This window comes from Aeromonas ichthyocola, from assembly GCF_046087985.1.
Taxonomy (GTDB): domain Bacteria; phylum Pseudomonadota; class Gammaproteobacteria; order Enterobacterales; family Aeromonadaceae; genus Aeromonas; species Aeromonas rivipollensis.
This window is the reverse complement of record NZ_JBJSWH010000007.1, coordinates 85,745-110,457: the sequence shown is the minus strand read 5'-3', so window position 1 is coordinate 110,457 and position 24,713 is coordinate 85,745. Positions and strand designations below refer to the sequence as shown.

Here is a 24,713-nt window from a genome sequence, read left to right as displayed (position 1 = left end):
AGGCGCAGGATGAGACCGCCAAGGATAGTCAAGGTGACCTATGCCCAACCCCAGTTCCCATTCCAAACCCGTCGTGTTGATGACCATGGGGGCCCAGGCCCGCAGCGGCCACGCCTACCAGGTAATGACCCACAAATACATCACCCCCCTGGTGGAGCTCAGCGGCTGCGTACCCCTGCTGGTTCCCACCTGCTGCGGGACAGCTGATCTGGAGCAGTATCTGGATCTCGTCGATGGGGTCTACCTGAGCGGGGCCGGATCCAACATAGATCCCGCCCTCTACGGCCAGGAGAACCTGACCCCGGAGAAGGCCCAGGACAGGGACAGGGATCTGTTCGACATAGCCCTGGTGCGCGCCGCCCTCGATCGGGGACTGCCCCTGCTCGGCATCTGCCGCGGCATGCAGGAGATCAACGTGGCGCTGGGCGGGGATATTCATCAGAAGGTCTATTGCGAGCCCGGCTATGCGGATCACAGGGAGGATGCGGACGATCCGGTGGAGGAACAGTATGGCCACAGCCACCAGGTGAGCCTGGTGCCCGGCAGCTGGTTTGCCGACCTGATGGGGGAGGCGCAGATCCCGGTCAACTCCCTGCACGGCCAGGGGATCAAGACGCTGGCCAAGGGGCTGGTCCCGCTAGCCCATGCCGAGGATGGCTTGATCGAGGCGATCCACGCCCCTGCCCTCTCCCCCTTCCTGCTGGCGGTGCAGTGGCACCCGGAGTGGAAGGCGAAAGAGAACCCCCACTCCATCAAGCTGTTTAGCGCCTTCGGCGACGCCTGTCGCCAGTATCGGCAGCGGGCGGGCTAGTCGCCGAACCCCTTGCCCTTCAACTTGGGCAGGGCACCGCGATCCGGGCGCAAGGTGTGACAGACATCCAGCGCCGCTGGCCCATGTCTAGGGTGGCTTGATCGAGGCTATTCATGCCACGCTCCCACCCTCTTTCTCCTGGCGGTGCAGTGGCGCCCTGAGTGAAAGGCGAAAGAGAACACCCACTCCATCAGGCTGTTTCGCGCCTTCGGCGACGCCTGTCGCCAGTATCGGCAGCGGGCGGGCTAGTCGCCGAATCCCTTGCCTTTCAACTTGGGCAGGGCCCCGCGATCCGGGCGCAGGGTACGGCAGACATCCAGCCCCTTGAGGCCTCGCTGGACATGGTCAGGGGCCTGCCCCAGCACCATGCCGTTGCCGCGATAGAGCCGTGCCTCTTCCAGCTCGAACAGCTCGCCGCCGATCAGCAGCTGTTCGCGGCCATCGACCACCTTGCCCCGCTTCAGGGGCAGGGTCATGTCCACCAGTATCTCGCCGGTGGCGCACCCTTCACGCCAGCGGGCCTGATCCGAAAAGGGCGAAATGGCGATATCCCGCCAGGATCCATCCCGAAACTCCATCCGGTAGTGGTCGCTAAACAGATCGCAGCCCGCCAGCACCATGGGGATGGCCAACCAGATGACACTCTTCATTCCACTCACGCCCAGCACTCCCTTGTCAGTCCGCGCCAAGGATAAATAAATGGCCTCGCCTGCGCATCTCTTTCTCTGCCCCTCAAGAGGGATCAGAGCAGCAGCCCGGCCAGCTCGTCGAGGGAGGCCAGCTCCACATCCGGCAGCAACCGCAACGACTGCCAGGGCAGTTGGCGCTCGTTGAGCCAGGCGGCTCGAAAGCCGTGCAACCTGGCCCCCAGCACGTCCGTCTCGGGATGATCCCCCACGTGGAGTATCTGGCCGGGGGCGAGCCCGAGGGCGCTGCGGGTCTGCTCAAACATATCCGGCGCCGGCTTCATCCTGGCGCCCGCCCCCGCCTTGCAGACCAGCGTGAAGTAGCCCAGCCCCGCCTGCGCCAGATCCAGATTGCCGTTGGTGATGACCACCAGCGGGTAGCGTTCCGCCAGCCTGGCCAGCAGGTGATGGGTCGCTTCGCTCACCTCGATCTTCGAGCGCTCGGCCAGAAAGGCGGCAAACACCTGCTCTGCCTCGCGCTCCGGCCTGCGGCGGCCATCCCCCCTCGACCATGGCGGCGCGGATGGTCTGCTGGCGCGCCAGACTGACATCGTGGCGCAGCTCGGGCGGGCCAGCAGCAGGTTGCGCTTGAGCTCGAGCCAGCGTGGCTTGTCCAGCATGGCGGTGGCCAGGTATTCGCTGCGCAGGTGGCTCAGCATCCACTGCTCGGCCCGCGCTATGGCGGGGCCGTTGTCATAGAGGGTGTCGTCAAGATCAAACGAGATGGCGGCAACCGGCTGCCAGCGGCGATAGAAGTGCATGGACTCTCCTCTGCAACGGGGCTCAGGCCCGTTATTCATCTTCCGGGGTAGCGGGATCCCGTTTGGCCCTGGGGTGGGCGCTGTCATACACCTTGGCCAGATGCTGGAAGTCGAGGTGGGTATAGATCTGGGTGGTGGAGAGATCGGCGTGACCCAGCAGCTCCTGCACCGCCCGCAGATCGCCGGAGGACTCCAGCATGTGGGTGGCGAAGCTGTGGCGCAGCTTGTGGGGATGGACGTGGGCATTGAGGGCCTGCTTGTTGCCCCAGCCGTCGAGCCGCTCCTGTACCGAGCGGGCCGACAGCCGCTGCCGGCGCTTGGAGACGAACAGCGCCTCCCCCTCTTCCCCCGCCAGCAAGGGCCGCACCTTGAGCCACTTCTGCAGCCACTCCACCGCCATCCTGCCCATGGGCAGCACCCGCTCTCGCGACCCCTTGCCGGTAACCCTGAGCTGGCGCTCATCGAGCTTCACGTCCGCGAGGTTGAGCCCCACCAGCTCGGCGAGGCGCAGCCCGGAGGAGTACATCAGCTCCATGATGGCGCGATCCCGCACCGCCAGCGGATCCTGCTCGTCGGTAATGTTGAGCAGCTGGTACATCTCGTCCACGTCGAGGTTTTTGGGCAGCGGCCGCCCCTGCTTGGGGGTCACTATGCCGCGGGCCGGGTTGGCAGGGAGCCGCCCCTGGCGCACCTGCCAGTCGCAGAAGCTGCGCAGGGCAGAGACCTTGGTGGCGAGCGATCGGGGGGCCAGGCCGGCCTTGTGCATCCGGGTCACCAGGCTGCGCACCTGGCTTGCCTCGAGCCGGGCCCAGTCATCGACCCCCAGCCTGACCAGCTCGGCGGCCATGGCCTCCAGATGGGCCTGATAGTTGCTGCGGGTATGAGGGCTGAGCTGGCGCTCGACCCTCAGGTATTCGATAAAGGCGGTGAGTTCCCCCGCCAGGGCGGGAGGCAGGGGGGCGGCGGGGAGGGGTGCCTTAGCCACGAACCAGCTCGGGCAGACGCAGTTGCAGCAGACGCCCCAGCTGACCCAGCAGCAGGGTGTCGTTGTGGGGGGTGAAGTGGCTGGGATCCGAGCTGGCGAAGGCCAGCACGCCGAGATCCCCGAGCCGCATCAGGGCCACGGAGTTGACCAGCACGTCGCTGCCAAACAGCGCCTGCTTCTCGCTCTGGTTGAGCCGGCCGAAGTAGTAATCCGTCCCGGGCAGCCGCTGGCCCAGCAGCTGGTCGAGCTGCTTGCCGTCCGCAAGGAAACGCTGCTCGGGGCCGCTCAGCGGGAATTTCTTCGGGCTGAGCCAGAGCCGCAGGCCGGTCAGTCGCAGCCGCTGCACGAAGGCCTTGCCCATCACGGCGCTCAGCTCGAACAGGGTCTGGCAGCCATACAGCTCGCCATAGAGATCCGCATAGACCCGAAAGATCCGCTCGTTCTCGCTGGCGATCCCCATCAGTTCGGTGATCTCCTGCTCCAGCTGCTCGATGCGCTCGCGCTGTCTGTCCAGCTGGCGCTCCACTAGGGAGATGGTGCCCTTGTGCTCATGGGGAATGCGGATCCTGTCCAGCATGGCCCCGTGGCGCTGGAAAAACTCGGGGTAACGGGCCAGGTACTCCAGCACTGTGGCTTCGTCCATCAGTGATTCCTGCCGTTTGAGTTCGCTCATAACTTGGTTGATCCATCCGAAAAAGGGGCACAGGGCCCCGACATTACCGTTTGGCTGCGCGGAGGACGTCCCCGCTCGATGCCTATAACTCTATCTGGCCATCAAAAACATGCTCGGCCGGGCCCGTCATGTAGACCGGCTGCCCCGGCCCCTTCCAGGCGATGGTCAGCTTGCCCCCCGGCAGGGTGACGGTGACCCGCTCCCTGAGCTTGCCCTGGCTGATGCCGAGCACCACGGCCGCACAGGCGCCGGTGCCGCAGGCCAGGGTCTCCCCCACCCCGCGCTCGAACACCCGCAACTTGATCTCGCTGGCACTGACCATCTCCATGAAGCCGACGTTGACCCGCTCGGGGAAACGCTCGTGGCGCTCCATGATGGGGCCCAGGGTCTCCACAGGGGCATCGGCCACTGAGGGCACCTCGATGACGCAGTGGGGATTGCCCATGGAGACGGCACCGCACATCACAGTGTGATCCTGTGCCCGCAGCAGGTAGGTCTTCTCCGCCTTCTGGGCGCGAAACGGGATCTTGCCCGGCTCGAACTGGGGCACCCCCATGTTGACCGTGACCTGGTTCTCCCCCTCCAGCTGCAGGGTGATGCGGCCACGGGCCGTGCTGACCGCGATGCGATCCCGGTTGATCAGCCCCTTGAGCCGCACGAAACGGGCGAAACAGCGGGCACCGTTGCCGCACTGCTCCACCTCGCTGCCATCGGCATTGAAGATGCGGTAGTGGAAGTCGAGCTCGGGATCATAGGGCGGCTCCACCAGCAGCAGCTGATCGAAGCCGATGCCAAAGTGGCGATCCGCCAGCTTCTTGATGACGTCGTTGCTGAAAAACACCTTCTGGGTGACGCCGTCCACCACCATGAAGTCGTTGCCCAGGCCATGCATCTTGGAAAACTCAATCAACATCTTTTTTCCCTGCGCCGTTCAGGCCGTAACGAAAGTCGCCAACCACCCTGAAGTCGTTGTCCAACCCCCCATGCATCCTGGAAAACTCAATCAACATCGCGCGTTCCTGTCTCACCGTTTATCACGCTCTCACCTGGAGGAACGCTGAAAATCCATATAGCTCAAGGCAGCAGGTGCTCGCCTCGCCAGAGGTCGGCGAGCTGCTCCCGCTCACGAATGAGGTGGGCCTGGTCACCGTCCACCAGCACCTCGGCCGCACGGGGACGGGTGTTGTAGTTGGACGACATGGTAAAGCCGTAGGCGCCAGCGGAACGCACCGCCAGTAGTGAGCCCTCGGCAATCGCCAGGGTACGCTCCTTGCCGAGGAAGTCACCGGTTTCACACACGGGGCCGACCACGTCGTACAGCGCCTTCTCGTGGGTCGTACGGCTGTCCACCTCTATGATGTTCATCCAGGCGCCGTAGAGGGAGGGGCGCAGCAGATCGTTCATGCCGGCGTCGATCAGCGCGAAGTTGCGGGTCTCGCCGGGTTTGAGGAACTCGACCCGGGTCAACAGTACGCCGGCGTTGGCGACTATGGCACGGCCCGGCTCGAACAGCAGGGTCAGATCCCGGCCCGCCAGCTTCTGCTTGAGCGCCTCGGCATACTCGGTCGGATGTGGCGGCTGCTCGGCGCCATAGTTGACCCCCAGGCCCCCGCCCACGTCCAGGTGATGGATATGGATGCCTTCGGCCGCCAGCTCGTCGATCAGCTTAAGCAGCTTGTCCGCCGCCTCCATAAAGGGATTCAATTCAGTGAGTTGAGAGCCGATGTGGCAATCCACCCCCTTGATCTCGATGTGGGCCATGGCCGCCGCCTTGCGGTAGATGGCGGGCGCCTGCTCGATGGGGATGCCGAACTTGTTCTGCTTGAGGCCGGTGGAGATATAAGGGTGAGTGCCGGCGTCTATGTCGGGATTGACCCGCACCGAGACGCGCGCCTTCTTGCCCATGCTGCCAGCGACCCGGTTCAGGCGCTCCAGCTCGGCTTCCGACTCCAGGTTGAAGCAGAGGATCTCTTTCTCCAGCGCGAGGCGCATCTCGGCCTCGCTCTTGGCGACGCCGGAGAAGACCACCTTGGCCGGATCTCCCCCCGCCGCCAGCACCCTGGACAGCTCCCCGCCGGAGACGATGTCAAAACCCGAGCCCAGGCGGGCAAGCAGGTTGAGCAGCGCCAGGTTGGAGTTGGCCTTGACCGCGTAGCAGATCAGATGGGGAATGTCCCCCGCCGCCTGATCGAAGGCGTGCCAGTGGCGCTCCAGGGTGGCGCGGGAGTAGACATACAGCGGGGTACCGTACTGGTCGGCGAGCTGTTGCAGGGGAAGCTGCTCGGCCTGAAGCTGGCCGTCGGCGTCGTAGTTAAAGTGATCCAAGGGGGCGGTTCCTTCCTAGATTATTGCGGCGCGGCCTCGGAGGCCGGTGTGGCGGTCGCAGGCGAGGCGGCTTGCGGTGTACTCTCTGTCTTGGGCTGTGCCGGTGCTTGCTCAGTGGCGGCGGGCTGCTCGGCCGGTGGCATGTAGAGTGGCCCCGTCAGGCCGCAGGCGGCCAACCCGAACGACAGCGACGCGGCAAACAGGCACTTGGTGAACTGGGTAATCATAATGGTTCGCTGCGAAAAAATTTTTGGCCCTCTATAATCGCACTCACATTGTTAAAAGCAACAGGATAAACCGATGAAGGATCACGAGTATCACGCCCTGACCGACGCCTTTTTCCAGTATGTGGAAGACGTTATCGACGAGGGGTATCCGGATATCGACTGCGAGCGAGCAGGCGGTGTGCTGACCTTAAGCTTCGAGAACAAGACCAAGGTCATCATCAACAAGCAGGAGCCCCTGCACCAGATCTGGGTGGCCACCCGGGAGAACGGCTTCCACTTCGAGCTGCGCGGTGACAGCTGGATCGACAACCGCTTCGGCGACGAGCTCAAGGCCCTGCTGACCCGAGCCTGCACCACCCAGGCGGGCGAGCCCGTCCAGTTCCCATGATGGCAGAGTCTCCCATGATGGATCTGCATCCCCAGGGCGCCCGTCATGCGGTGATCTGGCTGCACGGGCTGGGGGATTCCGGCGCCGGGCTCGCGCCCCTGGTCGATGCCCTGGCGCTGCCCGCCACCCTGCCGGTCCGTCACCTGCTGCCCGATGCACCTGAGCGGCCCATCACCATCAACATGGGCTACAAGATGCGCGGCTGGTACGACATCAAGAGCTTCGACGACCCGGCGGACCGCGCCGTGGAGTCCCATGTGCGCGAGTCCGCCGATCGTATCGCCGCCCTGCTGGATCGGCTGGTGGCCGAGGGCTTCGCCCCGGGCAACATAGTGCTGGCCGGCTTCTCCCAGGGGGGCGTCATCGCCTCCTTCACCGCCCTGCGCTATCAAGCAAAGCTGGCGGGCCTGCTCTGCATGTCCACCTATCTGGCGGCGCCCGAGCAACTGGTCGAGGAGATGAGCGAGGACGCCCGCGCCCTGCCCATCTGCTACATGCACGGCATCTATGATGACGTGGTGAGCCTCTCCATGGGCTGGGATGCCAAGAACCGGCTGGAGGCGGCGGGCCTCAGCCTGGAGTGGCACGAATACCCCATGCGCCACGAGATCTGCCGACCCCAGCTCGCCGACATCCGCCACTGGCTGCTGGCGCGCCTCGGCGCCTGATGTAGCACCACAGATACGACAACGGCCTGCATCATGCAGGCCGTTTGCTTTCATCCCGTTGGCGATGTGCCCGGCACATCACCCCGCTTCCATCACCCTACTTCCCGCGCCGCCCCCGGATTGTCCCGCTGCGGATTCTGGCTACGGTAGGGGATCACCTCCAGCTTGTCACCCATCTGCACGATTTCATAATACTGGGGCAGGTTGAAGTTGCTGAACTGGCCCGCATCGCTGAAACGCTCGTGGCCCGAGGTATAGAAGCGGTTCACCCCCTGCACCAGCTCATCCTTGTTGCCGGCGAAGTGCTGGTAGATCTCCACCCGGTTCGCCTCGTCCAGGATATAGATGTTGGTGCCCGCATCCCGGGTATCGAAGAAGAACTGCACCAGCCCTTCGCTCGCGTAGGTGTCGACTATGCCGGGCAGGTGCTGGCTGTGGGTCTTGTCGAGCCGCAGCGGCAGGTGATCCAGCTTGTTGTGAGAGATGTGGCGGTAGAAGTCGATGGCGTTTTCCAGCTTCTTCACCGAGACCCCGCGCCGCTCGAAGAAGATACCGTACTTCTCCCGGCCAAGGGCCAGCGTCTTGACCAGCTGCTGCTTGTCCCGGGCCAGACGCAGCTCTATGCACTCGGCCACCAGCTGCTGGAAGCGGGTGCGCACCAGGGAGCGGAAGTGCTGGCTGTAACAGAACACCTCTATCATCTCGGGGGCGGCGGCATCCTGGTGCATCTTGCCAAGTATGGTGGTGAGGGCATCGACCACAGCCTCCTCCCCCTGGAAGTGCAAGGTGCGGATCTCGCTCCAGGAGTTGCGATAGACCAGATCCACGGATCCCACCAGACACTCCTGGTTGCGACCGAAGGAGAAGACGTCCGCGGCATTGGCGTCGAACTCGATCACCTGCCCCACCCAGTGGCTGGACGGGTCCGTCTCCAGGTTGAGGAAGATGGAGAGCTGGTGGATCTCGCAGGGGCGGCTCAGGGCCAGGTTGGTGGCGCGAGGGTACTTGACCGGGAAGGTCCCAGAGAGATCGCGACAGAACTGGTGCAGGTTGTCGATGTGCAGATCCGAGCCCTGATTGAACAGGTGCACCCTGGACTGGGGCGTCAGCAGGCCGTTGAAGTAGGCCCAGGCCACCAGCTTGCTGATGTAGCCGTTATATTCGAGCGGCGCCCGACCTATGATGTCGGCGGGCTCCAGTGAGTGCTTGTAGAGATACCAGCCGGCGCGATTCAAGCGGCCATGGGGCACCTGCACCAGGCTGAGATCCGGCTCGCCGAGATCCGGCGCTATCTTGAGGTTGATCCGCTGCACCTTGCCCGGCAGGCTCTCGAAGGCGGCATAGAGCTTGCGCGACAGTATGCCGATGTCTTCCGGGTTGATGGACTCGCTGATGTTGTTGCGGCGGGCGAACTGGATGAGGTTGCGGTAGCTCTGCATCAGGGCCTCCAGCAACTCGGCGTAGGCCACCTTGACGTCCTCGACCTTCCACTCCTGGCGATGATCCAGGTGATGCAGCCGCTCCGGGCTCCAGCCCCAGTAAGCCACCAGCTGGGCCATCTGCTCCCGGCGCCAGTCCGGGGAGTGCTCCTCCTTCGGGTGGCTCAGACCGTCACACACCTTGAGATAGAAGCAGCGGCGCACCAGATCCAGGCGCTGCATGTCGCCGATGGATTTCAGGTAGTTGGTCACCTTGTCCAGCATCAGGCAGTAGTTGTCGAGCCGGTAGTGCATCCCCTCGTTGTGCTGGAACCAGTCGCGGCTGGTCACCGACAGCAGCCGGGTGTTGGGATACTCGTGGGAGTAGGCCTCCATCAGCACCGACTTGAGCACAGCCTTGTAGGGAGAATCTATGCCCTTGTAGAGCTGCCACAGGGCGGAGCCGAAGTACTCCTCGGCGGGAATGCGGTCAAAGCCCCCCAGATCGAGCCAGTCATCCTGACTCAGCTTGCCGTGGGCAAAGAGGCCGTTGACGTAGTCGTCGTAGTGGTCGTCATACTCGGCAGGCACCAGATACCAGAGCAGCCGCTTGCCCGCGATGTGCATGGCGCTGCGGTAGAACTCGTCGAGCAGCAGCAGGTGCTGGGCACTGCCGCAGCTCTCCCCCTGCATCTGGGCATCGTTGCGCTGGCGGAACTTGTCTTCGGGGATCAGGAAGAAGTTGAGATCGACCCCGCGCTGCTCGGCCCAGAGGGAGAGGTGCTGGCACTTCTGCTCCAGCAGGGCGAGGCGCTCCTGGGACAAGCCGGCCACGTGACAGACCCAGATGTCGAGATCCGAGTGGCAGCACTGACCGATGGAGGAGGTGCTGCCCATGGAGTAGAGGCCCTGGATCGACTTGTCGTGGGTGCTGAGGCCCCCCTGACAGTTGGCGTTCTGACACAGATCCTGGATGAAGGCTTGTTGAGCCTCGTTGGCGACGAAACTCCAGATACCATGAGGCACGTCCCCTGCCACATACCCGGGCAGAAGGGGATGATTGAAGTGCAGCATGACAGGCAGCAGTTGGAAGACCTGCTGCCCATAGCGACTCATGAGATCCAACGCTCGTTGCGTCTTGAGACGATTCAGCTCGTCGTAGCGCGCCACCAGCGTGTCGAGTTTTACCAGCAATGCCCTACCTATGGGGAAGAGAAATGACGCACCAAAACGGGGAGACGTCAAAAAAGTGTGATCATGTTAACAATGCAAACAGCAGTGGTAAACAAGCCCGCACACAATCACCGGATTATTTCTGGCACGCCCCGTAACGGTATCAGTGGAAAGCAATAAAAAATAATATTTTCAATTAGTTGCCATCATATAATGAGCGAATGAAAATTAATTTCAGCGACCCTTTTTGAGCTTGGCCCCGCTTTTGCCGGCTGCGCCATGAAAGCCCCTGCAAAGGGTGGTAAGATCGTTTTCCTCACTAAAGATGAAACAACTGATTGATATGGCAGCCCGAACCCTGAGAATTGCCACTCGCAAGAGCCCACTGGCCCTGTGGCAGGCCAACTTTGTAAAAGATCGGCTGGAAGCCCTCTATCCCGATCTGCGAGTCGAACTTGTCCCCATGAGCACCCAGGGTGACAAGATCCTGGACACGCCGCTGGCCAAGGTCGGCGGCAAGGGACTCTTCGTCAAGGAGCTGGAGACTGCCATGCTGGAAGGGCGGGCCGACATCGCCGTCCACTCCATGAAGGACGTGCCGGTGGAGTTCCCGGAAGGGCTGGGCCTGCACACCATCTGCGAGCGCGAAGACCCGCGCGATGCCTTCGTCTCCAACCGTTTCCAGCAGATCGACGATCTGCCCCAGGGAGCCGTGGTCGGCACCTCCAGCCTGCGCCGCCAGTGCCAGCTGCGGGCCGCCCGCCCAGATCTGGTGATCCGCGACCTGCGCGGCAACGTCAACACTCGCCTCGCCAAGCTGGATGCCGGTGAATACGACGCCATCATACTCGCCGCCGCCGGCCTGAAACGGCTGGAGATGGCCCATCGCATCACCGCCTTCATCGAGCCGGAGCAGAGCCTGCCCGCCAACGGTCAGGGGGCGGTCGGTATCGAGTGCCGCCAGGACGACCACGAGCTGCACGCCCTGCTGGCACCCCTGGAGCACGCCGAGACCCGGATCCGGGTGCTGACAGAGCGCGCCATGAACCGCGCCCTGCAAGGGGGTTGTCAGGTGCCTATCGGTGCCTATGCCCTGGTGCAGGGGGACGAGGTCTGGCTGCGCGGCCTGGTGGGTAGCCCGGATGGCACCCAGGTGATCCGGGACGAGATCCGCGGCCCCCTGGCGGACGGCGAGGCGCTGGGCCACGCCCTGGCCCAGCGCCTGCTGGCCGCCGGTGCCGACGCAATTCTGGCCGAGGTCTACCGGGCATGAGTGCGGGCCTGGCCGGGTCCTGGTCACCACCCCGGAGCGCCACCTGATGGTCCCCCTGGTGGTGCGCCCGGCCGCCCAGGCCGCCCTGCTGGTGCAGCTGCTGCGCCAGCAGGGCCATGCACCGCTGTGCTGCCCGCTGCTGGAAACCCGGCCGGGCAGTGAACTCCCCCGCCTGCCCGAACTACTGCCCCAAACGGACATCGTCATCGCCGTCAGTGCCCATGCCGTTAAATTTGCTCATCATTTTCTGTTGCAAACTGGTCTGACCTGGCCACATATTGACTACTTTGCGGTCGGTCAGGCCAGCGCGGATGCCTTCAGCGAAGTCGGTATAGAGGCGAGCTGCCCTGACGATCCACGTAGCGAAGGGCTGCTGGCCCTGCCCGCCCTGCAACAGGTGAGCGGCAAGCGGGTGCTGATCCTGCGCGGCAACGACGGGCGGGATCTCATCGCCCGGACGCTGGCCTCACGCGGCGCACTGGTGCACTATTGTGCCACCTATGAGCGCCACTACCCCGAGCTCGACGGGGACGCATTGACCCGCCACTGGCAGGCAGCCGGCCTCGACAGCCTGCTCATCACCAGTGGTGAACTCCTGCAGCGGTTGCTGGCACTGGTGCCCGGCCCGCAGCGACCCTGGCTTTATGACCGCCTGCTGGTGGTGCCCAGTCCCCGGGTGGCCGAGATGGCCGAGGGAGCTGGTTTTACCCGTATCGTGATTGCCCAAGGTGCATCCAACCAGGCTCTGGTGGCCGCCCTGGAACTGAGGAAGATGGAATGACTGAACAGCAAGAAGTCCAGCCGAGTGCTGCGGCCCCCGCGGCCGACAACAACAAGCCCGAGCACAAGGCCGTCGGCAACAAGAAGGGCGGCGCCGGCGTCGTCCTCGGTGGCGTTGCCATACTGCTGGCCCTGGGGCTGACCGGCGGCCTCTATCTGCACGGCCACCAGAATGCCGTCGCCCAGCAGGCCGAACTCGGCGCCCTCAAGCTGCAACTGGCCGAGGCCATGGGCAAGCTGGATCAGAACAACAGCAAGGATGCCGAACAGTTCAGCGCCCTCGGCAAGAGCCAGCAACAGCAGCAGGAGGCGCTGGACGCCCTGCAGCACAAGGTGCTGGATCTCGACGACAAGCGCCCCAACGACTGGATGCTGGCCGAATCCGAATATCTGGTGCGCATGGCGGGCCGCAAGCTGTGGCTCGAGCATGATATCGTTTCCGCCATCACCCTGCTCGGCAACGCCGACGAGCGGATCAAGGCGCTCAACGATCCCAGCCTGATGCCCATTCGCAAGGCACTGGCGGAAGACATAGCCCAGCTCAAGGGGATGCCGCGGGTCGATCGCGAGGGGCTGACCCTGAAGCTGGCTGCGCTGTCGGACCAGATAGAGCTGCTGCCCCTCTCCACCGTGAGCATGCCGGAAGCAAAGGCCGAGCCGGATCAGGCAGTCAGTGCCAATCCGGACGAGTGGGAGAGCAATCTCAAGAAAAACTGGGTCAAGTTCACCGAGAACTTCATCACCATACGTCGCCGCGACGGGGCCGTGGAGGCCCTGCTCTCACCCCAGCAGGAGATCTTCCTGCGCGAGAACCTCAAGACCAAGCTGTTGCAGGCCCAGCTCGCCGTCTATCGCGAGCAGCAGGCGCTCTATACCGACAGCCTGGAGAAGGCCCAGCGCTGGCTGACCCAGTACTTCGACACCGACAACAGCGCCACCCAATACATGCAGTCCGAGCTCGACAAGCTCAAAGGCGAGCAGATCCAGTTTGACTACCCGGATCAGTTCAAGACCCAGTCCATGCTGGAACAGGTGCTGACCGAGCGCCTGCAACGCATCCTGGCCGGCAACTGAGGAGGAGACCATGATTCGTCTGATCGTCGTGGTGGCCGTGATGGTCGCAGGGCTGATCTTTGGCCCGCAAGCCTCCGGTAACAAGGGCTATGTACTGATTGCCCTTGGCAATTACACCATCGAATCCTCCGTCACCAGCGCGGTGATCCTGGCCGTGCTGTTCTACGGTGCCCTGCTGCTCATCGAGTGGCTGCTGGGCCGGGTCTTCGGCCTGCGCCGCAAGACCCAGGGCTGGTTCGGCTCGCGCCGTCGCCGCAAGGCAAACCTGCAAACCGTGACTGCCACCCTGGCCATGGCCGAGGGGCACTACAACCAGGCCGAGAAGCTGCTGATCAAGGGGGCCGACAACAGCGACACCCCGCTGCTCAACTACCTGAGTGCCGCCAAGGTGGCCCAGGCCAGGGGCGATGATGTGCGCCGGGATCACTACCTGCAAAAAGCGCAGGAGGAGAACCCCAAGGCCGAGCTGGCATTGACCCTGATCCAGACCCAGCTGCAGATAGAGCAGGGCCAGTACGACAGCGCCCTCGGCCGGCTCGAATCCGTCTACGCCCTGCATCCGCGCCACCCCATGGTGCTGGATCAACTGCGCCAGGTCTATCTGGCCCGGGAGGACTGGGCGGCCCTGATCGATCTGGCCCCGGCCCTGCACAAGGTGGGCAAGCTGACCCCGAAGCAGGAAGAAGATCTGCTGCAACAGGCCTGGAGTGGTCGTCTGCAACAGGCGGCAAGCAGCCCTCGAAACCCTGCGCCGGTGTGGCAGGACGCTGCCCCGCAAGCTGCGCCTCAGGAGCCGGAACTGCTGGCCTGCTACGGCGATTGCTGCGCCAGCTCGGTGCCGACAGCGAGGCGGCCGACCTCTGGCTGGAGGCGCTGCGCAAGCAGCCGGTGCCACAGCTGCTGGCCCGCCTGCCCAAGCTCAAACTCGACAACTACCAGCCGCTACTGGCACTGCTGCAAAAGCAGCAGGGGCAACCGGGCGTCGATACGGCGCTGGCCCAACTCTATCTGCTGGCTGGCCAGCTGGACGATGCCCAGAAGCTGCTGGAGCAGGAAGTGGCGTCAGGCGCCGGAGCGCCGCCGCCTACCATGCCCTTGGCCAGCTGATGGACAAGCGCCGCCTCACCAACAAGGCCAACGAGTACTATCGTCAGGCGCTGGTGCTGGCCGGGATCTGATCCCGGCGAAACAGAAACGCGAGAGGCCGCATGATGCGGCCTCTTTTTTATGCTCGATCCAGTGATCTGTTCAGGTCGCGTCAACCGGTCAGCCGCTCCAGCTCACCGATCAGCCAAATGGCCTCGGCACGGTGGCTGCCGCACACATCCATCATGGGGCGAAAGCCACCACATACCGCTGGCCGCTCCGGCTGGCCGAAGATCTTGCAGCCAAGCACGCCATCAAGCTGGACACAGGGGATACCCGCCGGCTTGCCATCTGGCATACCGGGAATGGCACTGCTGATACTGGGGGCGATGCAACAGGCAGCGCAGCCGCTACGACACTCCATACATGCACTCCTGTGCATGGCGAAGCAGTCTATCAAAGGGCCCCGATTCCCCTTAGCCTTATCGGTCCTGCACAAACGTAGCTGGCGCACAACAAAAAGCCCGACCGCACGGGCGATCGGGCTTTGAGGCAAAACAGCCGGTTCAGCGCAACATCATCACATGATGATATCGCGTACCACGCTGTCCTTGCGATCCAGGAAGTGGATCGACTTGATGCGGCGGATGGTACGTGACTTGCCGCGGATCAGCAGGGTCTCCGTGGTCGCCATGACGCCATTGCTGGTGATGCCTTCCAGCAGATCACCCTTGGTGATGCCGGTGGCGGAGAAGATGACGTTGTCATTCTTGGCCAGATCTTCCAGCTTCAGCACCTTGGTCACATCGATGCCCAGCTCCTGGCAGCGGGCTATTTCCTGCTCGCCCAGGGCACGCACCTCGGGGCTGTCCCCCTTGACCTGATGACGGGGCACCAGGCGCGCCTGCATGTCGCCATCCAGGGCGCGGATCACCGCCGCCGAGATGACCCCTTCCGGGGCGCCGCCGATGCCATAGAGCATGTCCACTTCGCTGTCCGGCAGGCAGGTGAGGATGGAGGCAGCCACGTCCCCGTCGGGGATGGCGAACACCCGCACGCCCAGCCCCTGCATCTCCTTGATCGCCTTGTCATGACGCGGCTTGGCCAGGGTGATGACTGTCAGGCGGGAGAGGGGCTTGCCGAGCGCCTTGGCCACGGCCTTGAGGTTCAGCTCCAGGGCCTGATCGAGATCGATGGCGCCCTTGGCACCCGGACCCACGATCAGCTTCTCCATGTACATGTCGGGGGCCTTGAGGAAGGAGCCCTTGTCGCCGACAGCCAGCACGGCCAGGGCATTGGACTGCCCCATGGCGGTCATGCGGGTGCCCTCTATGGGGTCGACCGCGATGTCCACGGCGTCGCCCTGACCCGTGCCCACCTTCTCGCCTATGTAGAGCATGGGGGCTTCGTCGATCTCGCCCTCGCCTATCACAATCTCGCCATCAATCTGGATCTGATTGAGGATGTGACGCATGGCCGCAACGGCCGCGCCATCGGCGATATTCTTGTCACCACGTCCGAGCCACTTGTAGCCAGCCAGTGCAGCCGCTTCCGTCACTCGGGAAAATTCGATTGCCAGTTCACGTCTCATCGCATATCCAACCTTAGGAGCTCGAAAACGGGCGGCATTCTACCACAAGGGCAAACCTTTGCGCGCAAAAGTGGCGGCTCGCCACATAAATCGCGGTTTTCATCCCGCTGACATGAAACCGCCACGCTTTGTTCACACCCCGGTCACCCCGCTGTCATCTGCCCCTCCTAGCATGGCCCCGTCTTTTAAAACAGAAGCTTGCAACACAAGGGATCATGATGAAAAAGCTGACAGTAGTAGCATTGGCTCTCACCGCCGCCTTCCAGGCTCAAGCCGTCGAAGTCTATAAAAATGACTCCACTCTGCTCGATCTCTATGGCCGCATCTACGCCGGCCAGTTCTTCGGTGAGAAGAAGGAGCTGGATGCCAATGGTGACATCAAGAACGAATACAGCGACAAGCAGGGCGCCAACCAGTTTGTCCGCCTGGGCGCCAAGGTAGAGAGCGAGATCAATCCGGGTCTCAAGGCCCTGGCCCAGTATGAATTGCAGATCTACGTCAATGACAGCGAGAAGACCGTCAGCGAGAACTCCGACAACATGCGCACCCGCCTGGCCTTCGCCGGTGTGGGCGCCGACTGGGGCAATGTCACCTTCGGTCGCCAGAAGGGCGCCCCCGGCCTGCTGGCCGACTGGACTGACGTCTCCCTCTCCGACGGCTACGGCAACGACGCCCTCGGCGCCAAGACAGACACCTTCGCCACCAACCGTGCCGGCTCTGTGCTGAAATACTCAGGCCTGTTCAACGGCTTCCAGGTCGATACCAGCTACAAGTTCGACGGCGGTGACACCGAAGAGACCACCAGCAAGGACAGCGATGCCGCCTACGGCGCCGCCCTGGCCTACACCTTCCCGTTCAACCTGGCCCTGGGTACCGCCTACAACGTGGGTATCCGCGACAAGAGCGGTGAAGAGGATGCCAAGCTGTGGCTGATCTCCGCCAAGTACGACAACAAGGCCGTCTATGCCGCCCTGAGCTACGCCGACGGCAGCGACTTCCTGGCCACCGGCAAGGATCACACCGGCTGGGAAGGGGCCCTGGGTTACAACTTCGAGAGCGGCTTCGGCCTGATGGCCCTGTGGAACAAGCAGAAGGTGGAGCAGAGCGGCAAGAGCGATTACGACTCCATCGACTACTACACCCTGGGTGCCCAGTACAAGTTCAACAAGAACCTGAGGGTCATCGGCGAGTACCGCATCAACAACCTGGACAGCAATGACAGCGGCAAGCTGAACACCAAGGATGACTTCCAGCTGGCGGCCCGTTACGACTTCTAACTCAGGCCCCAGACAAAACGGCGCGCAGATCCCTCTGCGCGCCGTTTTTCATTCTCCCCTCCCACCTTGGGGCTGAGCCACAGAGGCTAGAGCTTCTTCTGCCAGAACAGGGCCCGGCCCACTTGCGGGTTCAGCTCATAGCCCTCGAAACCGCTGGCCTTGTAGGCGGCCTGCGCCACCTTGTTGCCCTCCAGCACCTCCAGGGTCAGCTTGCAGCAGTCGAGCTCCCGGGCGAGCTGCTCCACCCCGGCCAGCAACGCCTTGCCGATGCCGCGGCCGCGATGGGCCGGGTGCACCGCCAGATCGTGGATATTGAGCAGGGGTCGGCCGGCGAAGGTCGAGAACCCCTCGAAGCAGGTGGCCACCCCGACCGGCTGGTCATCCACCCAGGCCAGCAGCACATGGGCACCACTTCTCGCCGCCAGGGCCTGCGCCAGATTGGCCTTCACCTCGTCGGCGAGGGGGCTGCCCCCGCCCATCTCGTCCCTGGCGTATGCGTCGAGCAGCGCCACCAGCGCCTCGCCATGGTGTCGGTTATGAAGATCCGCCCTGATGATCTCTGCCATGTCCCTCTCCCTTCCTGTTCAATCCGTGATGCGCCATGGCGCGTTCTGGCCATGGTAACCCCGCCGCTCACCCATCTCCAAACCGGGGCATGAACCCGGCCGGTGCCGTCTGACTGCGCCCATTTCCATCGATGTAGTTTTCTTACATCTTTCCCTTGCAAGGCAAATGAAAATCAATATCATTAGCGCCCTCTCGAAACGAGAGACACCAATAACTACAAATAAATCAATAAGTTCAGGCCAACAGGTCGATAAGAGTCACACCCAGATGCATAACCCCAACTCCCCGCGCGCCCTGCTGGGCGTCGCCTTGCTGGCCTTCTGTGCCAGCCCCCGCGCCGAAGACGAGACCCTGACCGTGGTCGGCAAACGCAGCCAGCACGAAGAAGTGGCCACCGCGACCCGCACCGCCACCCCGGCCAAGCTGGTGCCCCAGACCATAGAGAGCGTCAAGGCCAGCGAGCTGACCGCCTACGGCCAGCCCACCCTGAGCGAGGCCCTGACCGGCATCCCCGGGGTCAACGCCAGCGGCGACACCCGCTTCGACGGCGTCAATATCCGTGGCTTCAACGCCAGCAACGACTTCTACCTCGACGGCCTGCGGGACGACATGCAGTACACCCGGGATCTCGGCAACATAGAGCGGGTCGAGGTGCTCAAGGGGCCGGCCGCCGTGCTCTACGGCCGTGGCAGCACAGGGGGCATCATCAACAGGGTCAGCAAGACGCCCCAGCGCGGGCAGGCGTCCAGCGTCAGCGCCCGGGTCGGCAGCTTCGACAGCCGGCGGCTGGCCGCCGACCTCAACGCCGAGGCGGGCGAGCGGGTGCAACTGCGCCTCAACCTGGCCCAGGAGGACAAGGAGAGTTTTCGTGACGACGTGACCAGCAAGCGTACCCTGCTGGCCCCCGCCGTGAACTGGGAGATAAGCGACAGCCTGAACTGGCTGGTGCAGTACGAGCGCAACGAGCACGACCGCACCCCGGATCGCGGCATTCCCGGGGTCGATGGCCGTCCCGCCGACGTCCCCATAGAGAGCGTCTACAGCGACACCAGTCGGGACTTCATCGACGATCTGGCCCAGTCCACCCGATCCCGCTTCAGCTGGGACATCAACGATCAGTGGCAGTTGCGCCAGCAGCTCGGCTACACCAGCCTCGACAGCCAGTTCGACAACACCTATGTCACCGCGGTCAAGGGTGACAAGGTGACCCGTGCCCGCTGGCAGCAGGATCTCAAGGCCAACAGCCTCACCAGCAACACCGAGGCCGAGGGCCAGCTGCAGACAGGCCCCGTCGCCCATCGCCTGCTGGTGGGGTTGGAGCAGGGCTGGCAGGAGCGCACCCCCAAGCTCTACCAGAACGCCACCCCTATTCCCCCGGGGGATCTGTACGATCCCGGCTCACTGCCGAGCTACAACGGCACCATGAAGCTCTCCAGCGACGCCAGGCACAGGGTGCGCGGGGTCGGCCTCTATCTGCAGGATCAGCTCAGCCTGGGTGACTGGCACCTGCTCGGCGGCCTGCGCCGGGACGCGTTCACCGTCACCAGCCGCCGCAACGATCTCGACAAGGAGGAGACCCTCTCGGTCACCAGCCTGAGCCCGCGCCTCGGCCTGGTGTGGAACCCCATAGAGGAACATGCCTTCTATACCTCCTACAGCAAGACCTTCACCCCTGTGGGCGGGGAGCTGATCGGCATCACCCCGGGAGACAAGAACAACAAGCTGGATCCCCAGCACACCCGGCTCTACGAGGGGGGCGTGAAGAGCGACTGGCTGAACGGTCGCCTGGCCACCACCCTCTCCCTCTACCGGCTGGAGATGTACAACAAGCGCAGCAAGGATCCGCTGGATCCTACCAAGGTGATCCTCACCGGCCTGCAACGCACCGACGGCATAGAGCTGAGCGCCCGCGCCCAGCTGACCGACGCCTTCTACCTGCACGGCGGCATCGCCATCCAGGATGCGGAGCAGGTCAAGGCGGACGCGGATCTGCAGGGCAAGCGGCCGAGCAACGTCTCCCGCGAGAACGGCCAGCTGTTCGCCGGCTACCAGAACGGCCAGCAGGGCTGGTATGGGGAAACCGGGGTGACGGCGGTGGGGGATCGCTTCGCCGACAACGCCAACACCACCACGCTGCCCGGCTACGCCCGCTATGACGCCCGCGCCGGCTACCGTTGGTCCCAGTGGGATGCCCAGCTCAGCGTGGAGAACCTGACCGACCACGACTACTTCGTCAGCGCCACCAGCGCGGCCCAGATCATGCCGGGCAGCCCCCGTCAGCTGAATCTCACCGCCGCCTACCGCTTCTGATCCCCCTTGTCCACAACCCCACTGGCCAGCCTCTGCTGGCCAGTTTTTTATGACGCGCCACCATGAAGAAACCCAAGAGACTCCCCCTTCACAACAACAAGTGGGTGCGCCGCATCCACGCCTGGGCGGGCTTTGCCACCCTCACCCTGATGCTGCTCTACGGCCTGACCGGCCTCTGGCTCCAGCACAGGGCCGTGCTGCCTCTGCCCGGCCCCCACACCGAAAAGTCGAGCGAGGAGATAACGCTGGCCGCGCCGCTGGCGAGCCCGGACGCCCTGAAAGCCCTGCTGCAACAGCACTACCCTGAGGGCTTGGAGGAGGGGCGGCTCAGCATCACCCCGGCCCGGACCCTGCCCACCCCCACAGGCCCCCTCACCCTGCCGGCACGCTGGGAGCTGCGCGGCGTTACCCTGAGCCAGAGCCTGGCCGCCAGCTATGTGGAAGGCACCCTGCTGGTGCAGACCGAGCTGCAACGGGCCAACGTCGCCGCCAGCCTCAACCGGCTGCATCGCGGCATGGGTACCGGCCTGGCCTGGCAGCTGTTTGGCGATCTGGCGGCGCTGGCCATGCTGCTGCTGGCCCTCACCAGTTTGCTGATGTGGAACAAGCTGCACGGCCCTGCCGGCCGTGGCATAGCCCTGCTGCTGACGGGCGCCGTCGCGACTGCGCTGGTCGCCCTGCTCTAGGGCTTTTACCGACACCAAAACGGGATCCGCCTCCCACCCGGGGTAACCCTGCCCTCCCCCAGGGTAACAAAGGGTAACCGGCCACCGATGGGGGTCACAGTTGGCGACCCCCTGACTGGAAGGGGCATGTGTCCGGCTGCTAGGGTGCCGGGTTTCAGCCGTCGGAAACCATAATGCGCATCTCCAGCATCGAGTGCGGGCGAGTCCTGGCCATCCTGGCCGTGATGACCATTCACCTCTCCCCCTTCAGCAATCCGTTCGATCCCACACTGTGGAATGACTCCCTCTATTTCTGGCTGGGGGGCGCCATCAACCAGCTCTGCCGCTTCGCGGTGCCGCTCTTCTTCCTGTGCGCCGGCTACTTCCTGCAACCCGCCCTGGCCGCAGGCAAGCCTATGGCGGTGGCGCTGCGCTACTGCCGCCCCCTGCTGGGGCTCTGGCTGGCCTGGAGCCTGCTCTATCTGCTGGTGCCCTTCAACCCGGTCGCGGCCATGGCGGAAGGCTATCTGCCCGCCATGGCGGGCCAGTGGCAGATGCAGCTGGGGGATCCCCTCAACGCCTGGTGGGTGGGCGGTATGATCCACCTCTGGTTCCTGCCCGCCCTGATGCTGGCCGTCCTGCTGCTGGCCCTCTGCTGGCAGGTCAGTCTGCCCCGACTGGCCCTGGTGGCGGGCGCCCTGCTCTACGGGCTTGCCCTGATCGGCGGCTCCTATGGCTCGCTGCTAGGGGGTGAGTGGGCCCTGCTGACCCGCAACGGCCCCTTCTTCTCGCTGCTGTTCGTGGCCCTTGGCGCCGAGCTGCGCCTGCGTGGCTGGCAACCCGATGCCCGGCGCAGCGCCCTGCTGATGGTGGCGGGTATGGGTCTCTATGCCCTGGAGGCCGCGGGCCTGCTGCGTTTCGCCGCCGTGCCCCTCAACCGTCATGACTTCCTGCTGGGCTCCCTGCCCTGGGCACTCGGCCTGTTTGGCCTGCTGCTGGCAAACCCAAACTGGGGCAAGGGCAGCTGGCTGGAACGCCAGGCCCCCAAAGTGTTGGGTCTCTACTGCCTGCATATGATGCTGGTGGTCTGGCTGATGATCTTCGGCCCCCAGGGCAAGCTGCTGTGGTGGGAGCTGGTCAAGGTGCCGGTGCTGCTGGTGCTCTCCCTGCTCGCCTGCCGGCTGCTGGCGACGAACCGGATCAGTGGCTGGCTGCTGCGGGCTCGCTGAGGGGGTTAGCGCTGGCCGCTGCGGATCCGCCCTCCCCGGCCAGCAGGTCGGTGTAGGCCAGGATGCACGAGCAGCGAGTGCTCGCCATGGGCGCCAGCGCGGTGCAGTTCAAGGTATTCGACGTCAACGAGCCCCTGAGCCGCATCACCTTCGGCATCCCATAAACCGGCCCGGAAAGCGGGCTCAGAACCTCAGGGTCAAGCCGATATTGGCCTGCCACTGGGTGAGCAGATCCCCCCGCACCCGGAAGGCGCAGACCTCGGGGTTGCAGAGAAAGGCGCTGTCGTCATTGAGCAGGGAGCCGTAGCCGCGCACCTCGGCCCGCAGCGCCAGATGTTCCCCCAGGCGCGGCTGCACCCCGAGCGCCAGGGACATGGAGGGGGCCGTCTCGCTGTCATAGGCATCGAAGCGGGTCACCCCGATCCCGGCACCTATATAGGGCGCCATCAGGTTGTCCGAGAGGGTGAGGGCACCGGCGAAGTGCAGGGTATCCACCGTCAGCCTGTCAGGCTGATCCGGGGAGATGGGGGTGGACTGATGGCTGTAGAGCAGCTCCACCATGCCGGGATCATCCACCTCCCGGCTGATGAAGAGGCCCCAGTTGCCCGAGCTCTCCCCTTGCAACGAGTCAATGCCGGTCGAGTGCGGCGTGGGGGCGGGTTCATCCATGGCCTCGAAGTCGATGGAGGAGCTGTAACCCAGGAAAGGGGTCAGTTGCCAGCCCGAGGTGGCGGGCTCGGCCGCCCAGCCCGTCAGCGGCAAGCACAGTCCCAGCAGCATCATGGTCGCTCGCGTCACGCTCTTCTCCCCGGTTGGCATGGATTGCGTCAAAAGCATATCAGAGCCTGTTCCATCCGACCCTTGACGGGGGCTGTATCGCCCCATTTTGGCGACCCGCCCCCCTTCCCTGCCCTCGATTTCCATCAAAGCTTGCGCAGGCTCACATTATTCATCTGGGATTAACCTCTGCCACGTAAGCTGGCGGCGCCACAGCGGTGGCGTTAACAGGACGAGGATCTCAGGAATGGTTGCCGCGCAACTCAACGACCCACAAAGCACGCTCTCCGATACCCTGCGGGCCACCGCCCACGCCATCGAGGAGAGCCACATCAGCCTCAGGGAGATGCTGGCCCTGGTGGGCGAGCAGGGCATGCTGCTGTTTTGCGTGCTGCTCACAGTCCCCTTCCTGTTGCCTGTCTCCATTCCCGGCGTCAGCACGCCCTTTGGGCTCTTGATCCTCTTTATCGGCATCGGCATCACCCTCAACCGGGTGCCCTGGCTGCCCGCCGTCCTGATGGAGCGCCGCTTCGCCGCCGAGCACCTCAAACCGGCCCTGCACAAGGGAGCCGATCTGCTGGCCCGCATCGATCGTCTCATCCGGCCGCGCCTGCTGATCCTGACCGGCAGCTCCGCCATCAATCGCTGCAACGGCCTGCTGATCATGCTGGCGGCCCTGCTGCTGATGCTGCCGCTCGGCGCCATTCCCTTCACCAACGCCATGCCCGCCTGGGCCATACTGCTGCTGTCCATCGGCATGCTGCAACGGGACGGCCTCTTCGTCGCCCTCGGCTACGCCCTGGTCAGCGCCACCCTGGTCTGGTTCAGCGTGCTGGCCATAGGTCTGCTGATGGCGGGCCAGAACATCTCGACCCTGTTTGGCTAAGGCTCGGCAGACAAGCGCCAAGGCGACACTTTGGCCAAGGCCGGGTAGCGACGGATAACAACGAGGGCGACACAGGGTCGCCCTCCTTCGTTGCAAGCCAGGGCACTGTTCAGGGATCCCCGTCGTGGGCCACCTGGTTGCGCCCGCCCCGCTTGGCCCGATAAAGCCACTCGTCCGCCCGGGCCAGCACGGCGCTGAGCTCCTCCCCCGGCCGGATCAAGGTGGTGCCCAGACTGACTGTGACGGGGGCCGGATCCGGCGCCATGGCCGCCACAGCGGCGCGGATCCGCTCCGCCACCTTCAGTAATATCCCCTCGTCTATCTGCGGCAGCAGGATCAGAAACTCCTCGCCGCCGCTGCGCACGAACAAATCCTCCCCCCGCAGCTGGGCAGAGACGCAGTCGCAGACGCGGCACAGCACCCTGTCCCCGGTCTGGTGACCGTAGCGATCGTTGATCTGCTTGAAGTGATCGAGATCCAGCATGATGAGGCCGGTGAGCGGCTGGCCCTGCACCCTCTGGTGATATTGATCGAAGAAGAAGTGACGATTGTAGAGGCCGGTCAGCTGATCCGTCTCGCCGAGCCGCTTGAGCCGCTGTTGCAGCTCGTGCTGGCGGGTGATGTTGCGGGTCATCCAGGCCACCGCCCGCTTGCCGTCGTAGAGGGAGGGCAGCGGCGCTATCTTGCCCTCGAAGCGCTGCATCCCCTGGGGACCCGCCTCGGCATCTATGCCCTCCACCTCGGCGGGGGAGAGATCGTACTCCACCACCTGCACCTGGCCGCTGGCCAGGGCGCGCGCCACCTGCTCCATCACCCAGAACGCCTTGTCTGCTGGCAGCACATCGAACAACCGCTTGCCAATCAGAGGGTTGCCATCCTGATATGACTGCTGCTCCACCCCGCCTATGTACTCGATGTAGTGACCATCTTCACTGAGGATGAAGACGGGGTCGGGCAACTGGGTCATCACTTCATAGAGTTGTGCCACTGAGAGAGCCATAGGTGCTCCTTTTTATCTGCGGGGAGGGCCCTGTGTCGTCTGTTATACACGACCCGTTCAGTATCGCATACGGCCAGAATGCC

At 64.1% G+C, this 24,713-nt stretch carries 24 protein-coding genes and 2 pseudogenes; 13 read left to right on the top strand and 13 right to left on the bottom strand.

All coding sequences use genetic code 11. The features are described 5' to 3' along the window. The first annotated feature begins 40 nt into the window (after window positions 1-40). Complete coding sequence (locus ACF2JD_RS19490; protein ID WP_247627362.1) at window positions 41-811, top strand: gamma-glutamyl-gamma-aminobutyrate hydrolase family protein; 771 nt, start codon at window positions 41-43, stop codon at window positions 809-811. Window positions 812-1,056: 245 nt separating this feature from the next. Here the strand turns inward: ACF2JD_RS19490 and ACF2JD_RS19485 are convergent, their stop codons facing one another. The 7 genes from ACF2JD_RS19485 to lptM all read right to left on the bottom strand — a co-directional run bounded on the left by ACF2JD_RS19485 (window position 1,057) and on the right by lptM (window position 6,468). Next, entirely contained in the window at window positions 1,057-1,461 is a 405-nt protein-coding gene (locus ACF2JD_RS19485; RefSeq protein ID WP_106885141.1) for a hypothetical protein, read from the bottom strand. 92 nt (window positions 1,462-1,553) lie between these two features. After that, on the bottom strand, window positions 1,554-2,258 hold the full coding sequence (locus tag ACF2JD_RS19480; protein WP_440988005.1) for an HAD-IA family hydrolase: 705 nt from the start codon (window positions 2,256-2,258) through the stop codon (window positions 1,554-1,556). Between the two features lie 31 nt (window positions 2,259-2,289). Beyond that, window positions 2,290-3,243 carry a tyrosine recombinase XerC gene (gene xerC, locus ACF2JD_RS19475; RefSeq protein WP_163135820.1) on the bottom strand — a complete coding sequence of 318 codons (954 nt, stop codon included), beginning with the start codon at window positions 3,241-3,243 and terminating at the stop codon, window positions 2,290-2,292. Continuing rightward, window positions 3,236-3,916, bottom strand: coding sequence for a DUF484 family protein (locus ACF2JD_RS19470; RefSeq protein WP_290070157.1), 681 nt, complete (start codon window positions 3,914-3,916; stop codon window positions 3,236-3,238). The genes xerC and ACF2JD_RS19470 overlap by 8 nt, the downstream gene beginning before the upstream one ends. A gap of 82 nt (window positions 3,917-3,998) precedes the next feature. Beyond that, window positions 3,999-4,829 carry a diaminopimelate epimerase gene (gene dapF, locus ACF2JD_RS19465; protein WP_106885144.1) on the bottom strand — a complete coding sequence of 277 codons (831 nt, stop codon included), beginning with the start codon at window positions 4,827-4,829 and terminating at the stop codon, window positions 3,999-4,001. A gap of 161 nt (window positions 4,830-4,990) precedes the next feature. Continuing rightward, window positions 4,991-6,241, bottom strand: coding sequence for a diaminopimelate decarboxylase (gene lysA, locus ACF2JD_RS19460; RefSeq protein WP_042649014.1), 1,251 nt, complete (start codon window positions 6,239-6,241; stop codon window positions 4,991-4,993). Between the two features lie 20 nt (window positions 6,242-6,261). Beyond that, a complete protein-coding gene (lptM, locus tag ACF2JD_RS19455; RefSeq protein WP_139746205.1) occupies window positions 6,262-6,468 on the bottom strand; it encodes an LPS translocon maturation chaperone LptM in 207 nt (68 codons plus the stop codon). Window positions 6,469-6,541: 73 nt separating this feature from the next. On the opposite strand from lptM, the gene cyaY reads away from it, so the two are divergent. Together cyaY and ACF2JD_RS19445 are read left to right on the top strand one after the other, a co-directional pair. Continuing rightward, window positions 6,542-6,856, top strand: coding sequence for an iron donor protein CyaY (gene cyaY, locus ACF2JD_RS19450; protein ID WP_106885146.1), 315 nt, complete (start codon window positions 6,542-6,544; stop codon window positions 6,854-6,856). A gap of 14 nt (window positions 6,857-6,870) precedes the next feature. After that, window positions 6,871-7,524: an alpha/beta fold hydrolase gene (locus ACF2JD_RS19445; RefSeq protein WP_440988004.1), complete on the top strand. Its 654-nt coding sequence runs from the start codon at window positions 6,871-6,873 to the stop codon at window positions 7,522-7,524. A gap of 92 nt (window positions 7,525-7,616) precedes the next feature. On the opposite strand, the gene ACF2JD_RS19440 is transcribed toward ACF2JD_RS19445, so the two are convergent. Continuing rightward, window positions 7,617-10,136 carry a class I adenylate cyclase gene (locus ACF2JD_RS19440; RefSeq protein WP_106885148.1) on the bottom strand — a complete coding sequence of 840 codons (2,520 nt, stop codon included), beginning with the start codon at window positions 10,134-10,136 and terminating at the stop codon, window positions 7,617-7,619. Between the two features lie 322 nt (window positions 10,137-10,458). Here ACF2JD_RS19440 and hemC point away from each other — a divergent pair, with 322 nt between their 5' ends. The 4 genes and pseudogenes from hemC (at window position 10,459) to ACF2JD_RS19420 (ending at window position 14,420) form a co-directional block, all read left to right on the top strand. After that, the gene (gene hemC, locus ACF2JD_RS19435; protein WP_440988003.1) at window positions 10,459-11,388 is read left to right on the top strand and encodes a hydroxymethylbilane synthase; all 930 of its coding nucleotides are present in this window, start codon (window positions 10,459-10,461) and stop codon (window positions 11,386-11,388) included. A gap of 46 nt (window positions 11,389-11,434) precedes the next feature. Further along, window positions 11,435-12,169, top strand: a complete 735-nt coding sequence (locus tag ACF2JD_RS19430) for a uroporphyrinogen-III synthase (protein WP_111910807.1) — start codon at window positions 11,435-11,437, stop codon at window positions 12,167-12,169. Further along, the gene (locus tag ACF2JD_RS19425) at window positions 12,166-13,242 is read left to right on the top strand and encodes a uroporphyrinogen-III C-methyltransferase (RefSeq protein ID WP_440988002.1); all 1,077 of its coding nucleotides are present in this window, start codon (window positions 12,166-12,168) and stop codon (window positions 13,240-13,242) included. The genes ACF2JD_RS19430 and ACF2JD_RS19425 overlap by 4 nt, the downstream gene beginning before the upstream one ends. Window positions 13,243-13,252: 10 nt before the next feature. Beyond that, window positions 13,253-14,420, top strand: a pseudogene (locus tag ACF2JD_RS19420) (heme biosynthesis HemY N-terminal domain-containing protein). A gap of 80 nt (window positions 14,421-14,500) precedes the next feature. On the opposite strand, the gene ACF2JD_RS19415 reads toward ACF2JD_RS19420, so the two are convergent. Next, a complete protein-coding gene (locus tag ACF2JD_RS19415) occupies window positions 14,501-14,752 on the bottom strand; it encodes a YkgJ family cysteine cluster protein (RefSeq protein ID WP_101346102.1) in 252 nt (83 codons plus the stop codon). 156 nt (window positions 14,753-14,908) lie between these two features. Further along, a complete protein-coding gene (glpX, locus tag ACF2JD_RS19410; RefSeq protein ID WP_440988001.1) occupies window positions 14,909-15,919 on the bottom strand; it encodes a class II fructose-bisphosphatase in 1,011 nt (336 codons plus the stop codon). Between the two features lie 218 nt (window positions 15,920-16,137). On the opposite strand from glpX, the gene ACF2JD_RS19405 reads away from it, so the two are divergent. Then, window positions 16,138-17,196 carry a porin gene (locus tag ACF2JD_RS19405; RefSeq protein WP_163155402.1) on the top strand — a complete coding sequence of 353 codons (1,059 nt, stop codon included), beginning with the start codon at window positions 16,138-16,140 and terminating at the stop codon, window positions 17,194-17,196. 86 nt (window positions 17,197-17,282) lie between these two features. Here the strand turns inward: ACF2JD_RS19405 and ACF2JD_RS19400 are convergent, their stop codons facing one another. Next, window positions 17,283-17,762, bottom strand: coding sequence for a GNAT family N-acetyltransferase (locus ACF2JD_RS19400; RefSeq protein ID WP_440988000.1), 480 nt, complete (start codon window positions 17,760-17,762; stop codon window positions 17,283-17,285). 268 nt (window positions 17,763-18,030) lie between these two features. Between ACF2JD_RS19400 and ACF2JD_RS19395 the strand changes: the two genes are divergently transcribed. From ACF2JD_RS19395 to ACF2JD_RS19380, 4 genes and pseudogenes are all read left to right on the top strand, one after another. After that, entirely contained in the window at window positions 18,031-20,073 is a 2,043-nt protein-coding gene (locus ACF2JD_RS19395) for a TonB-dependent siderophore receptor (RefSeq protein WP_440987999.1), read from the top strand. A 62-nt stretch (window positions 20,074-20,135) separates the two neighbouring features. After that, on the top strand, window positions 20,136-20,759 hold the full coding sequence (locus tag ACF2JD_RS19390; RefSeq protein ID WP_408847185.1) for a PepSY-associated TM helix domain-containing protein: 624 nt from the start codon (window positions 20,136-20,138) through the stop codon (window positions 20,757-20,759). A gap of 173 nt (window positions 20,760-20,932) precedes the next feature. After that, complete coding sequence (locus ACF2JD_RS19385; RefSeq protein ID WP_440987998.1) at window positions 20,933-21,967, top strand: acyltransferase family protein; 1,035 nt, start codon at window positions 20,933-20,935, stop codon at window positions 21,965-21,967. Window positions 21,968-22,023: 56 nt separating this feature from the next. Then, a pseudogene (locus ACF2JD_RS19380) lies at window positions 22,024-22,131 on the top strand (YdhR family protein); the annotation flags it as partial. Between the two features lie 19 nt (window positions 22,132-22,150). On the opposite strand, the gene ACF2JD_RS19375 reads toward ACF2JD_RS19380, so the two are convergent. Beyond that, window positions 22,151-22,747, bottom strand: a complete 597-nt coding sequence (locus ACF2JD_RS19375; protein WP_440988076.1) for an outer membrane beta-barrel protein — start codon at window positions 22,745-22,747, stop codon at window positions 22,151-22,153. A 244-nt stretch (window positions 22,748-22,991) separates the two neighbouring features. Between ACF2JD_RS19375 and ACF2JD_RS19370 the strand changes: the two genes are divergently transcribed. After that, on the top strand, window positions 22,992-23,630 hold the full coding sequence (locus tag ACF2JD_RS19370) for an exopolysaccharide biosynthesis protein (RefSeq protein ID WP_234571262.1): 639 nt from the start codon (window positions 22,992-22,994) through the stop codon (window positions 23,628-23,630). A gap of 109 nt (window positions 23,631-23,739) precedes the next feature. Here the strand turns inward: ACF2JD_RS19370 and ACF2JD_RS19365 are convergent, their stop codons facing one another. Beyond that, window positions 23,740-24,630, bottom strand: coding sequence for a diguanylate cyclase (locus ACF2JD_RS19365; protein WP_440987997.1), 891 nt, complete (start codon window positions 24,628-24,630; stop codon window positions 23,740-23,742). Window positions 24,631-24,713 lie beyond the last annotated feature (83 nt).

Bases quoted from the DNA above. Each gene is read 5' to 3' on its own strand.
- dapF (WP_106885144.1), bottom strand. From the start codon at position 4,829: ATGTTGATTGAGTTTTCCAAGATGCATGGCCTGGGCAACGACTTCATG.
- hemC (WP_440988003.1), top strand. From the start codon at position 10,459: ATGGCAGCCCGAACCCTGAGAATTGCCACTCGCAAGAGCCCACTGGCC.
- ACF2JD_RS19470 (WP_290070157.1), bottom strand. From the start codon at position 3,916: ATGAGCGAACTCAAACGGCAGGAATCACTGATGGACGAAGCCACAGTG.
- ACF2JD_RS19375 (WP_440988076.1), bottom strand. From the start codon at position 22,747: ATGCTGCTGGGACTGTGCTTGCCGCTGACGGGCTGGGCGGCCGAGCCC.
- lptM (WP_139746205.1), bottom strand. From the start codon at position 6,468: ATGATTACCCAGTTCACCAAGTGCCTGTTTGCCGCGTCGCTGTCGTTC.
- ACF2JD_RS19395 (WP_440987999.1), top strand. From the start codon at position 18,031: ATGCATAACCCCAACTCCCCGCGCGCCCTGCTGGGCGTCGCCTTGCTG.
- ACF2JD_RS19485 (WP_106885141.1), bottom strand. From the start codon at position 1,461: ATGAAGAGTGTCATCTGGTTGGCCATCCCCATGGTGCTGGCGGGCTGC.
- glpX (WP_440988001.1), bottom strand. From the start codon at position 15,919: ATGAGACGTGAACTGGCAATCGAATTTTCCCGAGTGACGGAAGCGGCT.
- ACF2JD_RS19490 (WP_247627362.1), top strand. From the start codon at position 41: ATGCCCAACCCCAGTTCCCATTCCAAACCCGTCGTGTTGATGACCATG.
- ACF2JD_RS19365 (WP_440987997.1), bottom strand. From the start codon at position 24,630: ATGGCTCTCTCAGTGGCACAACTCTATGAAGTGATGACCCAGTTGCCC.
- ACF2JD_RS19425 (WP_440988002.1), top strand. From the start codon at position 12,166: ATGACTGAACAGCAAGAAGTCCAGCCGAGTGCTGCGGCCCCCGCGGCC.
- ACF2JD_RS19445 (WP_440988004.1), top strand. From the start codon at position 6,871: ATGATGGATCTGCATCCCCAGGGCGCCCGTCATGCGGTGATCTGGCTG.
- ACF2JD_RS19400 (WP_440988000.1), bottom strand. From the start codon at position 17,762: ATGGCAGAGATCATCAGGGCGGATCTTCATAACCGACACCATGGCGAG.
- ACF2JD_RS19370 (WP_234571262.1), top strand. From the start codon at position 22,992: ATGGTTGCCGCGCAACTCAACGACCCACAAAGCACGCTCTCCGATACC.
- ACF2JD_RS19430 (WP_111910807.1), top strand. From the start codon at position 11,435: ATGGTCCCCCTGGTGGTGCGCCCGGCCGCCCAGGCCGCCCTGCTGGTG.
- cyaY (WP_106885146.1), top strand. From the start codon at position 6,542: ATGAAGGATCACGAGTATCACGCCCTGACCGACGCCTTTTTCCAGTAT.
- ACF2JD_RS19385 (WP_440987998.1), top strand. From the start codon at position 20,933: ATGCGCATCTCCAGCATCGAGTGCGGGCGAGTCCTGGCCATCCTGGCC.
- ACF2JD_RS19480 (WP_440988005.1), bottom strand. From the start codon at position 2,258: ATGCACTTCTATCGCCGCTGGCAGCCGGTTGCCGCCATCTCGTTTGAT.
- ACF2JD_RS19405 (WP_163155402.1), top strand. From the start codon at position 16,138: ATGAAAAAGCTGACAGTAGTAGCATTGGCTCTCACCGCCGCCTTCCAG.
- ACF2JD_RS19390 (WP_408847185.1), top strand. From the start codon at position 20,136: ATGAAGAAACCCAAGAGACTCCCCCTTCACAACAACAAGTGGGTGCGC.
- ACF2JD_RS19415 (WP_101346102.1), bottom strand. From the start codon at position 14,752: ATGGAGTGTCGTAGCGGCTGCGCTGCCTGTTGCATCGCCCCCAGTATC.